General features: G+C 71.9%; 13 protein-coding genes. 11 read left to right on the forward strand and 2 right to left on the reverse strand.

The annotated features are described in order from the left end of the window. The first annotated feature begins 4 nt into the window (after positions 1-4). From ACWFR3_RS15005 to ACWFR3_RS15055, 11 genes are all read left to right on the forward strand, one after another. Entirely contained in the window at positions 5-973 is a 969-nt protein-coding gene (locus ACWFR3_RS15005; protein ID WP_453734977.1) for an NADPH:quinone oxidoreductase family protein, read from the forward strand. After that, entirely contained in the window at positions 970-2151 is a 1182-nt protein-coding gene (locus ACWFR3_RS15010) for an acyl-CoA dehydrogenase family protein (RefSeq protein WP_453734978.1), read from the forward strand. The genes ACWFR3_RS15005 and ACWFR3_RS15010 overlap by 4 nt, the downstream gene beginning before the upstream one ends. After that, positions 2148-3266 (forward strand): acyl-CoA dehydrogenase family protein, encoded by a 1119-nt coding sequence (locus ACWFR3_RS15015; protein WP_453734979.1) that lies wholly within the window; start codon positions 2148-2150, stop codon positions 3264-3266. The genes ACWFR3_RS15010 and ACWFR3_RS15015 overlap by 4 nt, the downstream gene beginning before the upstream one ends. Before the next feature lie 138 nt (positions 3267-3404). Then, positions 3405-5000 carry an ABC transporter substrate-binding protein gene (locus ACWFR3_RS15020; protein ID WP_453734980.1) on the forward strand — a complete coding sequence of 532 codons (1596 nt, stop codon included), beginning with the start codon at positions 3405-3407 and terminating at the stop codon, positions 4998-5000. A gap of 32 nt (positions 5001-5032) precedes the next feature. Beyond that, the gene (locus tag ACWFR3_RS15025; protein ID WP_453734981.1) at positions 5033-5998 is read left to right on the forward strand and encodes an ABC transporter permease; all 966 of its coding nucleotides are present in this window, start codon (positions 5033-5035) and stop codon (positions 5996-5998) included. Between the two features lie 31 nt (positions 5999-6029). Then, positions 6030-6908, forward strand: coding sequence for an ABC transporter permease (locus ACWFR3_RS15030; RefSeq protein WP_453735034.1), 879 nt, complete (start codon positions 6030-6032; stop codon positions 6906-6908). A gap of 71 nt (positions 6909-6979) precedes the next feature. Then, a complete protein-coding gene (locus ACWFR3_RS15035) occupies positions 6980-7897 on the forward strand; it encodes an ABC transporter ATP-binding protein (RefSeq protein WP_453735035.1) in 918 nt (305 codons plus the stop codon). Continuing rightward, a complete protein-coding gene (locus ACWFR3_RS15040) occupies positions 7890-8609 on the forward strand; it encodes an ABC transporter ATP-binding protein (protein ID WP_453734982.1) in 720 nt (239 codons plus the stop codon). The genes ACWFR3_RS15035 and ACWFR3_RS15040 overlap by 8 nt, the downstream gene beginning before the upstream one ends. 146 nt (positions 8610-8755) lie before the next feature. Beyond that, positions 8756-9619 (forward strand): phosphatidylinositol-specific phospholipase C/glycerophosphodiester phosphodiesterase family protein, encoded by an 864-nt coding sequence (locus ACWFR3_RS15045; protein ID WP_453734983.1) that lies wholly within the window; start codon positions 8756-8758, stop codon positions 9617-9619. A 180-nt stretch (positions 9620-9799) separates the two neighbouring features. Further along, positions 9800-9994, forward strand: a complete 195-nt coding sequence (locus tag ACWFR3_RS15050; RefSeq protein ID WP_160503040.1) for a hypothetical protein — start codon at positions 9800-9802, stop codon at positions 9992-9994. 84 nt (positions 9995-10078) lie between these two features. Continuing rightward, complete coding sequence (locus ACWFR3_RS15055) at positions 10079-11659, forward strand: hypothetical protein (protein WP_453734984.1); 1581 nt, start codon at positions 10079-10081, stop codon at positions 11657-11659. 22 nt (positions 11660-11681) lie between these two features. Here ACWFR3_RS15055 and ACWFR3_RS15060 read toward each other — a convergent pair whose 3' ends face one another. Continuing rightward, positions 11682-12605, reverse strand: coding sequence for a hypothetical protein (locus ACWFR3_RS15060; protein ID WP_453734985.1), 924 nt, complete (start codon positions 12603-12605; stop codon positions 11682-11684). Then, positions 12602-13153, reverse strand: coding sequence for an RNA polymerase sigma factor (locus tag ACWFR3_RS15065; protein ID WP_453734986.1), 552 nt, complete (start codon positions 13151-13153; stop codon positions 12602-12604). The genes ACWFR3_RS15060 and ACWFR3_RS15065 overlap by 4 nt, the downstream gene beginning before the upstream one ends. Positions 13154-13231 lie beyond the last annotated feature (78 nt).

The raw sequence follows: 13231 nt of genomic DNA on the forward strand, positions 1-13231 counted from the left end.
CCGCATGCAGGCATGGCAAGTGCACCAGAACGGCGAGCCGAGCGCGGTGATGCGCCTGGAAGACGTGGACCGGCCGGTGCCGGGCGACGGCCAGCTGCTCCTCAAGGTCCGCGCCGCCAACATCAACTTCCCCGACGCGCTGCTCTGCCGCGGGCAGTACCAGGTCACGCCGCCGCTGCCGTTCACACCCGGCGTGGAGATCTGCGGCGAGACCGAGGACGGGCGGCGCGTGATCGCCAACCCCGCCCTTCCGTACGGCGGATTCGCCGAGTACGCGATCGCCGACGCGGCGGCCGTGCTGCCCGCGCCCGACGCCCTGGACGACGCCGAGGCCGCAGCCCTGCACATCGGCTACCAGACCGGCTGGTTCGGCCTGCACCGCCGCGCGCACCTCCAGGCGGGCGAGACCCTCCTGGTGCACGCGGCCGCCGGCGGCGTCGGCAGCGCGGCCATCCAGCTCGGCAAGGCGGCGGGCGCCAAGGTCATCGGCGTCGTCGGCGGCGCCGCGAAGGCCGAGGTCGCGCGCGAGCTCGGCTGCGACGTGGTCATCGACCGCCGCACGGAGAACGTGATCGGCGCGGTCAAGGAAGCCACCGGCGGCCGTGGCGCCGACGTCGTCTACGACCCGGTCGGCGGCGACGCGTACACCCAGTCGACCAAGTGCGTCGCCTTCGAGGGCCGGATCATCGTCGTCGGTTTCGCGAGCGGTGTCATCCCGACGCCCGCGCTCAACCACGCCCTGGTGAAGAACTACGCGGTGCTCGGCCTGCACTGGGGTCTGTACAACACCAAGGACCCGCAGGCGATCCTCCGCTGCCACGAGGAGCTCACCCAGCTCGCGGCCAAGGGCGCGATCAAGCCGCTCATCAGCGAGCGCGTGCCCCTGGGCGAGGCTTCCGCCGCCGTCCAGCGCGTGGCCGACGGCGTCACGACGGGGCGGGTGGCCGTGGTTCCCGGCGGAGGCGACGCATGACGGACGCCGCCGGACTGCGCACCCGTACACAGGAGTTCCTCGCCGCGCACCCGCCCGCAACGACGGAACGGTCGGCGTTCCTCAAGGCACGCTTCGACGCCGGGCTCGCCTGGGTGCACTACCCGGAGGGGCTCGGCGGCCTCGGTGCGCCGCGGGCCCTGCAGGCCGTCGTGGAGGCCGAGCTTGAGGCCGCGGGCGCGCCGGACAACGACCCGCGCCGCATCGGGATCGGCCTCGGCATGGCGGCGCCCACCATCCTGCGCTTCGGCACCGAGGAGCAGAAGCGCAGCTTCCTGCGGCCGCTGTGGGTCGGCGACGAGGTGTGGTGCCAGCTCTTCAGCGAGCCGGGCGCCGGCTCCGACCTGGCGGCCCTGGGCACCCGCGCTGTGCGTGACGGCGACACCTGGGTGGTCAACGGGCAGAAGGTGTGGACGTCCGGCGCGCACGCCGCCCGCTGGGCCATCCTCATCGCCCGCACCGACCCGGAGGTGCCCAAGCACCGCGGCATCACGTACTTCGTCTGCGACATGACCGACCCCGGCGTCGAGGTCCGCCCGCTGCGGCAGATCACCGGCGAGGCCGAGTTCAACGAGGTCTTCCTGACCGACGTGAGGATCCCGGACGCACACCGCCTCGGGGAGATCGGCGACGGCTGGAAGGTCGCGCAGACCACCCTCATGAACGAGCGCGTGTCCATCGGCGGCGCCCGCATCCCGCGCGAGGGCGGCATGATCGGCCCGGTCGTCGAGGCCTGGCGCGAGCGCCCCGAACTGCGCACGCACGACCTGCACCAGCGGCTCCTGAAGCTGTGGGTGGAGGCCGAGGTCGCCCGGCTCACCGGTGAGCGCCTTCGCCAGCAGCTCGTCGCGGGGCACCCGGGGCCCGAGGGTTCGGGCATGAAGCTCGGATTCGCCCGCCTGAACCAGGAGATCAGCGGCCTGGAGGTGGAACTCCTCGGCGAGGAGGGCCTGTTGTACGAGGACTGGACGATGCGCCGGCCCGCGAAGGTCGACTTCGTCGGCCGTGACGCGGGCTACCGCTATCTGCGCGCCAAGGGCAACAGCATCGAGGGCGGCACCAGCGAAGTGCTGCTCAACATCGTCGCCGAGCGTGTCCTCGGGCTGCCCTCCGAGCCGCGCACCGACAAGGACGTCGCGTGGAAGGACCTCGCCCGATGAGCACGCAGACACCGCAGAGTACGCAGCGCGACTTGCTGTACTCCGAAGAGGAAGAGGCGCTGCGCTCAGTCGTGCGCGGCCTGCTCGCCGACCACTGCGACGCCACCGCCGTGCTCGCCCGCACCGAGTCCGCCGAACCGCACGACCGTGAGCTGTGGAAGGCACTCGCGGACGGCATGGGCCTGGCCGGACTGCTCGTGCCCGAGGAACTCGGCGGCCAGGGCGCCACGCACCGCGAAGCCGCCGTCGTCCTGGAGGAGTTGGGCCGCGCCGTCGCGCCCGTGCCCTATCTGACCAGTGCCGTCATCGCGACCGAGGCGCTCCTTGCCTGCGACAGCGACGCGGCGAGGGAGCTCCTGGGCGCGCTCGCGTCGGGACGCAGGATCGGCGTGCTCGCCGTGTCCCTCGCCGCCGCGCCGGGCGATGCCCTGCCCGGCGTGCGCGCGGAGGGCGATGCCCTGCACGGCAGCGTCACCGGCGTCGCCGACGCGGTCGCCGCCGATGTGTTCCTGGTGCCGACGGGTGCGGGACTCTTCGCGGTGGACGCGGCACTGGACGGCGTGAGCGTCGCGCCGCAGACCTCGCTGGACCTCACGAGGCCGCTCGCCACGGTCACCTTCGAGGGGGCACGCGCGCGTGCGGTCGGCCCGGAGTCAGGTCCCGCCGTACGGCGGGGACTGCGGGCGGGAGCCGGGCTGCTCGCGTCCGAGCAACTGGGCGTCGCCGACTGGTGCCTGACCGAGACCGTGCGCCACACCAAGGAACGGCACCAGTTCAACCGGCCCGTCGGCTCCTTCCAGGCGCTCAAGCACCGGCTCGCCCAGCTCTGGCTCGAAGTGGTCAACCTGCGTGCCACCGCCCGCAACGCGGCCGACACCCTCGCCGCCGGCAGCGCGGACGCCGATGTCGCGGCGGCTCTCGCGCAGGCATTCGCGTCGCCCGCCACGGTGCACGTCGCGGAAGAGGCGCTCCAGCTGCACGGCGGCATCGGCATGACCTGGGAGCACCCCGTCCACCTCTACCTCAAGCGGGCCAAGGCGGACTCGATCGCGCTCGGTACGGTGGGGCGCCACCGGGAGGAGCTTGCGGCGCGCGTCAACCTGCCCGCGCCCTGACCCCGATCCCCGTCCCCGGCCGGTGACCCGGCTCCCGTGATCCACTCGGTATGGACCACCCGTTTTACCCACCCATTACATCAGGCATAATTGCGACCCGTTCGCAATAACGTTTGATCTTCAGTAGGGGTGTGGAGCATGAGGGCCCGATCGATACGGGGTACGGGCGCGGTAGCGGCGGCCGCCTCACTGGCGGTCGCCGCTACGGCCTGTTCGGCGCCGGGCGACGGCAACGGCGCGGGCGGTGCCAAGGACTCCGCGGTCGTCGGCATCGCGTACGAGCCGGACACCCTGAGCCCGCTCCTCGGCTACGGCAAGGACGGCAACTCCAAGATCTTCGACGGTCTGCTCACGCACGACGCCGACATGAAGCTGAAGCCCGCCCTCGCGGCCGGACTGCCCGAGGTCGGCGACGACGGCAAGACCTACACCTTCAAGCTGCGCAAGGGCGTCAAGTTCAGCGACGGCAAGCCCTTCACGTCCAAGGACGTCGTCTTCACCTACGAGACGATCCTCGACAAGAAGACCAACAACGCGTCCAAGACCGAACTCGACGCCGTCAAGGACGTCGAGGCGAAGGGCGACGACACCGTCGTCTTCCACCTCAAGTACCCCTACGCGCCCTTCGCCGAGCGCACCGTCCTGCCGATCGCCCCCGAGCACATAGCGGGCAAGCAGGACGTGAACACCGGCGCCTTCACCACCAAGCCGGTCGGCACCGGCCCCTACAAGCTGGTGAAGTGGTCCAAGGGCGAGAAGCTCACCTTCAAGGCCAACCCCGGCTACTGGGGCGGCGCACCGAAGGTCGAGAACTTCACCATGGCGATCATCAAGGACGACGACATCCGCGCCACCCGGCTGGACGCCGGTGAGCTCGACGGCGCGATCCTGCCGCCCAACCTGGCCGCGAAGTACAAGAACGACGGCAACAAGAAGTCGTACGCCGCCAAGACCTTCGACTACCGCGTGGTGACGCTGCCCACCGGCAACAAGGTCACGGGTGACACCGACATCCGGCGCGCGCTGGACAACGGCGTCGACCGCAAGGCCATGGTCGACTCGATCCTGGACGGCGCGGGCAAGGAGGCCTACGGCCCCGTCCCGACCGACAGCCCCTGGTTCACCAAGGGCACCGAGCGGGGGCACGACCTCGCCGCCGCCAAGAAGATCCTGGACAAGGCGGGCTGGAAGGCGGGCAAGGACGGCGTCCGCGCGAAGGACGGCGTCCAGGCGAAGTTCCCGCTCTGGTACCTCTCCGGCGACAAGCTCCGCCAGGACCACGCGCTGGCCTACGCGTCCGACGCCAAGAAGCTCGGCATCAAGGTCGAAGTGCAGGCAGGCACCTGGGAGGTCATCCAGCCGCGCATGCCCAAGGACGCGGTCCTCGCGGGCGGCGGCTCACCGGCCGACCCGGACTTCGACCAGTACACCCTCCTGAAGTCCTCGCTCGCCGGCGACGGCTTCAACAACATGGCCCACTACGACAACCCCAAGGTCGACAAGGCGCTCGACGAGGCCCGCGAGAGCGGCGACCACGCCAAGCGCCAGGCCGCGTACGACACCATCCAGCGCGAACTGGTGAAGAACCCCGGCTACACCTTCCTCACCCACATCGACCACCTCTATGTCGTCGACAAGCGCTTCGGCGACCTGACCACCCAGACCGAGCCGCACGACCACGGCCTGGCGTCCGGGCCGTGGTGGAACGTCGAGGACTGGCAGCCCGAGCAGTGAAATCCGCGCTCCACAAGCTCCCCTGGGGGCCGATGGCGCGCATGACGGGACGGCGGGCCCTGTTCGCCGTCCCGGTCCTGCTCGCCGTGACCTTCGGCGTCTTCGCGATCGCCGCCGCGTCCCCCTTCGACCCCGTCAAGGCGTACGCGGGCACCGCCGGACTCACCGCCTCGCAGGAGAACCTCGACCAGCTGCGTCGCAACCTCGGCGTCGACCAGCCGCTCGTGCAGCGCTGGTGGGACTGGCTCACCTCGGCCGTCAGCGGCGACCTGGGGGACTCCAGCACCCTGCGCCAGCCCGTCGCCGACGTCATCGGCGAGCGCATCGGCTGGTCCGTGCTGCTCGCGGCCACCGCGTTCCTGCTCGCGATCCTCGTCGGCACCACGCTCGGCGTGCTCGCAGCGCGCCGGCCCGGCGGCTGGCTCGACCGCGGCGTCACCTCACTCGCGTACACCCTCGAAGCCGCCCCGCCGTTCTGGATCGGGCTGCTCGCCGTCTGGCTGTTCGCCCTGAAACTGGGGGTGCTGCCCTCGGGCGGGCTCACGGACACGGCGAGTTCGGCCGTCACCGCCGGGCAGGTCGCGAGCCATCTCGTGCTGCCCGCCGCCGTCCTGGCGATCTCGCAGCTCCCGTGGTTCGTGCTCTACGTACGCCAGGGGGTGGGCGACGCGCTCGGCGACGACCCCGTCCGTGGCGCACGCGCGCGTGGCCTCGCCGAACGCACCGTGCTGCTCGGACATGCCCTGCGCTCGGGCATGCTGCCGGTGCTCACTCTGATCGGCTCCCGCGTGCCCGAACTGATCACCGGGGCGCTCCTGGTGGAGACCGTCTTCAGCTGGCCCGGCATCGCCGCGGCCACCGTGTCGGCGGCGACCGCCGTGGACTTCCCGCTGCTCGCCGCGCTCACCGTCCTGGCCACGGCGGCGGTGCTCCTGGGCAATTTGCTGGCCGACCTGCTGTACGGCCTCGCCGATCCGAGGGTGGGCTTCGATGGCTGAGGCAGATTCGATGGCTGAGACGACGACTTCGATGGCTGAGACGACGACCTGGCGCGCCTCCTCGGGCGGCGCCTCCAAAACTCGCTCCACGCGCGCGTGGCGGGTACGTTCCTCGGCGGTGATCGTCGCGGCCATCGTGCTCGCCGTGCTTCTCGTACCGCCGCTGGTGAACCTCGACGAACAGGCCGTCGACCTCGCGGCCAAGCTGCAACCGCCCTCCTGGGGACACCCCTTCGGCACCGACGACGTGGGGCGCGATCTGCTGCTGCGCTGCGTGTACGGGCTGCGGGTCTCACTGCTCGTGGGCGTGGTGGCGGCGGTCGTGGCGACCGTCATCGGCACCGCCGTGGGCGCGCTCGCCGCCGCGTCGGGCGGCTGGGTGGACCGGGTCGTGATGCGGCTGGTGGACGTCTTCTCGTCCGTTCCGCACCTGCTGCTCGGCATCTTCATCGTGGCGATGTTCCGGCCGGGAGTCTGGCCGGTCGTGGTCTCGGTCGCGCTCACGCACTGGCTGTCCACGGCCCGCATCGTGCGCGCCGAGGTCCTGTCGCTGCGCTCGCGCCCGTACGTCGACGCGGCCGTCTCCGGCGGCGCGTCGCGCCTGCGCGTCATCGTGCGCCATCTGCTGCCCGGCGTGCTGCCGCAGGCCGGACTCGCCGCCGTCCTGATGGTGCCGCACGCCATCTGGCACGAGTCCGCGCTTTCCTTCCTCGGCCTCGGACTCCCCACCCACCAGGCCAGCCTGGGCACGCTCGTGCAGAGCGCGCGCGGCTCCCTCCTGGCCGGGGACTGGTGGCCGACGCTCTTCCCCGGCCTGTTCATCATCATTCCCACCCTGGCGATCGCGGGCCTCGCGGGCGCCTGGCGGGAACGGATCAATCCCCGGCGCCGATCGGAGCTGATGCTGTGACCGAGCCCGTCACCAACCCGTCCCCCTCGTCCCCGGTGCTTTCCGCGCGGGATCTCTCCGTGCGGTTCCGCATGCGCGGCGACACCTTCGTCTCCGCCGTCACCGGCGCCCGCTTCGACCTGGCGGCGGGGGAGTGCCTGGCCCTCGTCGGCGAGAGCGGCTGCGGCAAGTCCGTACTGGCCTCCGCGCTGCTCGGGCTCCTTCCGCAGAACGCGCAGACCGCCGGGTCCGCGCTCATCGGCGACGTGGACCTGATGACCGCCGACGAGCGCACCCTGGCCCGCACGGTCCGGGGGCGGCGCGTCGGTCTCGTACCGCAGAGCCCGGCCGCGCACCTGACGCCGGTGCGCACGGTCCGCGCCCAGTTGGAGGAGACCCTGCGGGAACTGGCGGGCGTGCGCCGCCCGCAGCTGCGCGAGGCCGCCGAAGCCGCCGCCGAGCGCGCCGCGTTCCCCGCCGGGCACCTGGACCGCTACCCGCACGAACTCTCCGGCGGCCTCGCCCAGCGCGCCGCCACCGCGCTCGCGCTCATCGGCGACGCACCGCTGCTGCTCGCCGACGAGCCGACGACGGGGCTTGACCGTGACCTCGTCGAGCGCACGGTGGACGAGCTGCGGCGGCACGTCGGCGACGGCCGCGCGCTGCTCCTGATCACCCACGACCTGGCCGCCGCCGAGCGCATCGCGGACCGGGTCGCCGTGATGTACGCGGGACGCATCGTCGAAATCGCCGACGCCGAGGACTTCTTCGGCGCGCCGGGACCCCGGCACCCCTATGCGCGCGGCCTCCTGAACGCCCTCCCGGAGCGGGAGTTCACGCCAATCCCCGGCATGCCGCCCGAACTGTCCGCGCTGCCCGGCGGATGCGCGTTCGCGGCGCGCTGCCCGGCGGCGGACGACGCCTGCGAGACCGTCCCCGCGGCTGTGGACGGCGTCGCCTGCCACCATCCCCGTCCGGCGGCGGCCTTCCTGGAGGCACCTCATGCTTGAACTGCGTTCCGTCACCGCCGGATACGACCGCCGCGCCCCCGTCATGCGCGGCGTCGACCTCACCCTCGCTCCCGGCTCCTCCGTCGGTCTGCTCGGTCCCAGCGGCTGCGGCAAGTCGACGCTGGCCCGGGTCGCGGCCCTGCTGCACAAGCCCGACGCGGGCCGCGTCGTCATCGACGGCGAGCCCGCCCGCGGCTGGCGGCACCGCGCCCCCCGCGCCCAGCGCACCGCCTTCGGTGTCGTCTTCCAGCAGCCCCGCCTGTCCGCCGACCCGCGCCTCACCCTCACGAACCTCATCGCCGAGCCGCTGCGGGCGACCGGGCGCGGAACCGAAGCCGCCGAGCGAGTACGGGAGTTGGCGGCCACGGTCGGCCTCGGCGCCGACCTCATGGGCCGCAGGCCGCACGAGGTCAGCGACGGCCAGCTGCAGCGCGCCTGCCTGGCCCGCGCCCTGGTGCTCCGCCCGCGCTGGCTGATCTGCGACGAGATGACGGCGATGCTGGACGCCTCGACGACGGCGGCACTCGTGCACGCCGTGGAGGAGTACCGGCACGAGAGCGGCGCCGGACTGCTCGCCGTCGGGCACGACCGGGTGCTCCTGGAGCGGTGGTGCGAGCGGACCGTCCACTGGGACGAGCTGGTCGGAGCCGGTGCGAAGACGGTCGGGCATGAGCCGGACGCCGACCGCGAGCCGGAGCCCGGGGTGGCCTGAGGGGCCCCGAGGGGGCGTGGGATTACCGCAGTTAACGCAGGGCGTCGATAGCGCCAACTCCCGTCGCGAGGGGGTTTCTTGACGCGGGCATGGCCTCATACTCACTGAGGCCATGCCCGCGTCCCCCGCCTTTTTCTGGAGTCTCCGTGGCACTCATCACCCGTCGTAGAGCCCTCACCATCGGTGCCGCGCTCGCCGGCACCGCAGCCGTCCCCGCGTACGCCGAGGCGAGCGAGCGCGGACACAGACCCCGACCCCGACCCCTCGTGCGTGCCCACGCGCACAACGACTACGAGCACCCCCGGCCCCTGTTCGACGCGCTCGACCACCGCTTCGGCAGCGTCGAGGCGGACATCTACCTCGTCGACCGCGCTCTCCTGGTCGCCCACGACCCGATCGACCTCGACCCCACCCGGACCCTCGAATCGCTCTACCTGGACCCCCTGGCCGCCCGCGTGCGTGCCAACCGCGGTTCGGTGTACCGGGGTTACCGCCACACCCCCTTCCAGCTCCTGATCGACATCAAGACCGAGGGCGCGGCGACGTACCTCGAACTCGACCGCCACCTGCGCCGCTACCGGCACCTGTTCACCACGTACGCGCACGGCAAGGTGCGCCGCGGTCCCGTGACGGCGGTGATATCCGGCGACCGGGCGGCCCGCGCGCCGATGGAGGCCCAGCGAGTGCGCCGCGCCTTCTACGACGGCCGCCTCGCCGACCTGGGCAGCGCGGCCCCCGCCTCGCTCATCCCGCTGATCAGCGACAACTGGACGCTCAACTTCAGCTGGCAGGGTGTGGGCGCGATCCCCGCCGCCGAGCGCGACAAGCTGCGCGGCATCGTCTCGGCCGCCCACAAGCGCGGGCAGCGCGTCCGCTTCTGGGCTACGCCCGACCTGGCGGGACCGGCGCGCGACGCGGTGTGGGGCGAGCTCCTGGCCGCCGGAGTCGACCACTTGAACACGGACGACCTCGCGGGCCTGGAGGCGTTCCTCGACGCCCACGGGCAGTAGCCCCCCGGCCCGGATCCGGACGGGAAGCGGCCCGGACAGGGACGGGACGCGTTCCGGCCGAAGCAACGCCCCGGCACATAACACCCGTTCGGAGGACATGCCGGTCGCCCGGACGGTCCCTCCGCTGCGCCACACTCGGCCCAGAGCCGCGGTGTGGACGTGGCGGAGGAGGTTGTCCCCATGGCCATTTCGGTCTCTGTGGTGCTGCTGCTGGTGATCCTTGCAGTGGTCTTTCTGCGCAACGGCGCGCTGAAGTTCTCGCACGCCCTGGTCTGTGCGCTGCTCGGTTTCTACCTGGCGAGTTCGAGCATGGCGCCGACCATCCACAACGGGGTGACGGCCGCCGCGGACATCGTCAGCGGCTTGCAGCCGTGATCACGCCGGCATGATCATTGCGTGTTCATGAACAACTGTCACCTTTCCATGGACACTTCAAGGGTCTGGCCCTAGCTTCGGCCCATGCCGCGTCGCAGAACCCTCAGCAGTGCCCTCGCCCTGACCGCGCTCACGGTCTCGGCCGCGTCCTTCGCGTCTCCCGCCCGGGCTGACGACATACCGAAGGCGCCGGGGCACCGGCTCGTCGACCAGTACTCCGGCACACCCGCCGAACCCCGCCCGCTGCCCGGCGAACAGCCGCCCCAGCACCCCCACCTCGCGGCCAACGGCCGCAGCGGGATGCACGCGGACGCGGCGGGCAGCGGAACGTACCCCTGGAACGGACCGCTGGGGAAGAAGCCCGAGGTCAGCAGCGAGAAGATGGCGGCGCTCGGCGGCGAGTGCGCCACCGTCACCTTCGACAAGGCCGGACGCATCGTCACCGTCTGCGGCACGTTCACCGGTTTCCTGGTCAAGCTGCTCGACCCCAAGACGATGGCGACGCTCGCCGAGTACAAGCTGCCGCAGCGCCCCTCCACCGTCGAGGCCATCACCCGCCTGGACTTCTCGAAAATCTTCAAGGACACCTCGGGCGGCGCCTACTCGTATCTCGACAACGAGGACCGGCTCGTCCTGGCCGACTCCCGCCAGCACATCGTGCGGCTCGCGCACGAGCAGACGGCGGACGGCAGTTGGCGGTTCGTCGTCGACAAGGACTGGGATCTGACGGCGCACGTGCCGCACGACTGCGTTACCTGGTCAAATCTCTACCCGAGCGGCGAATGTGACCCGGTCACGTCGGTGATGCCCGACTGGGAGGGCCGCATCTGGTGGGTGACCCGGCAGGGCCGCGTCGGCACGGTGGACCCCGGGTCGGGCGACATCCGCTCCATCCGCCTCGAAGGCGAGGAGATCCAGAACTCCTTCTCCGTCGCCGAGGACGGCGTGTCGATCGTCTCCGACCACGCCCTCTACAGCTTCCGGGCCGGGGCCGACGGCACCCCGAAGGCCGTCTGGCGCCAGACCTACGACCGCGGGACGGGCACCAAGCCCGGCTCGGTGAACCAGGGTTCGGGCACCACCCCCGACCTCTTCGGCAAGGGCGACGCCGACTACGTGGCGATCACCGACAACGCCGACGACCGCATGAACGTCCTCGTCTACCGCAGGGGCGACGACGTCGCCGACGACAAGCGCCTCGTCTGCAAGGTCCCCGTCTTCCGCTCCGGCGCGTCCACCACCGACAACTCGCTGATCACCTGGGGCAACAGCCTCGTCGTCGAGAACAACTACGGCTACGAGAACATCACCTCGCTCACCTTCGGGCGCAGCGTCGTCGGCGGCGCCAGCAGGATCGACGTACGCGAGGACGGCAGCGGCTGCGACACCGTGTGGGAGAGCGACGTCCGCGCCCCCTCGAACGTGCCCAAGCTGTCCACCGCCTCCGGGCTGCTGTACTTCTACACGAAGGAGCCCAACAGCCTCGGCATCGATGCCTGGTACCTGACGGCCGTCGACTTCCGCACCGGCGAGACCAAGTGGAAGCGCCTCGCCGGCACGGGCATCGCCTACGACAACAACTGGGCGCCGGTCACCCTGGGGCCGGACGGCACCGCGTACGTGGGCGTGTTCAACGGCCTGGTGGCGGTGCGGGACACCGAGTGAGCGCGTCCCGCCCGCACGGGGTTCAGCCGACGCGGTCGGCCGGACCCACCTCCAGCCAGGTGTAGCGGTCCGCCGAGCCGTTCTTGCCGTGGTTCTCGTGGGTCGTCTCCAGGAGGAGGCCGGTGTCCGGGTCGACGATGTAGCGGTCCGTCATCCGGTACTTCACGTCCTTGCCGGGGCCGGTCGAGAACCCGATGGTGGACCACCTGATCTCGAAGGCGACACCCGGGCGCCCCTTGCTGTCCTCGACATCACCGATCAGCTTCACGCCGGGGGTGTCCGCGAGGATCCGGAAGAGGGTGGCACGCAGTTCGGGGCTCGCGGGCGAGTCCTCCAGCAGGGCCGTCACCTGGTGGCGGCGGCTCTCGCCGTCCCTCGGCAAGAGCGCGGTGAGCGCCTTCTGGCCCGTGGGCAGCTTGTCGAGCGCGGGCCAGGTCAGCCACTTGCTGCCCACGGACCACTTCTTGGTCTTGCTCCCCTTGCCCGGCGCGTGGACCGTGCCGTTCGCATCCACCGTCCAGATGCGGCCCGCCCGGTCGAAGTAGGTGGTCGTCGTCGCATTCCCGTCGTCCTGGTTCACCGTCTCCATACGGACCTTCCAGTACGGGGACGCGGCAGCGGCCGGGGATCCCGCCGCGACGGTCGCCATGTCGTCCAGGAACTGCGCCGCCGACGCGGTGGCCGCCGGCTCGCCGCCCAGGTCGAGGACCGGATAGGCGACGGCGCCCGCGGCGATCGCGGCCACCGCCGCCGCGGCGACCAGGAGCCTGCGGCGGCGCGGAACCGCACGGCCGCGCAGGGGGACCACGGTCGCATCGCGGCGCGCGGCGTCCGCCACGGCGGCCTGCGCCGCCGCCACCGCCCCGGCTGCGGGCGGTGCCACGTCACCCGCCGCGATCAGGTCATCGGCGCCGGGAAAGTCGAGCAGGTCAGCGCGTTCGTTCATGACGGTTCTCCAGTCAGCTTCAGGGGCGCGCTCGCGCGCAGCCGGGTACGGGCGCGGTGCAGCCGCGAGCGGGCCGTCCCCGCGGGGATGCCGACCGCCGCGGCGGCTTCGCCGGGCGTGAGCTGCTCCCAGGCGACCAGGAGCAGCAACTCCCGCTCTTCCGGCGGGAGTCCGGCAAGGAGCTCACGCAGCCGTGGGGCCACCAGGGCCGCGTCGAGCCGCGCGTCCACCGCCTCCCACGGGTCGTCGTCGCCCCCGCCGGGCGGTCCCGGCCGTTGCTGCGCGAGCCGCCGCCAGTGCGCCGACAGGACGTTGCGTGCCACGCCGAACAGCCAGGCCCGTGCGGGGCCGCGGGCCGCGTCGAAGCCGCGCCGGGCCGCGTACGCCTGCAGCCACAGCTCGGCGAGCAGATCGTCGGCGGCAGCGGGTGCCCGCCTCGCGAAGTAGCCGTGGAGAGCCGCCGAGTGGCGTACCACCAGCGGTTCGAAGGCCGCCGGATCCCGCGCGGTGCGGGCCAGCAGCTCCTCGTCGTCCAGGTCCGTGGTCACGGGACCTCCGTATCCGTACCGCCGGTCGGCGGTCTCACCCCCTACTTGTCGGGAACCCGCAACCGCGTTCGCGCCCCG

It is taken from the genome of Streptomyces sp. NPDC055189 (genome assembly GCF_053606765.1).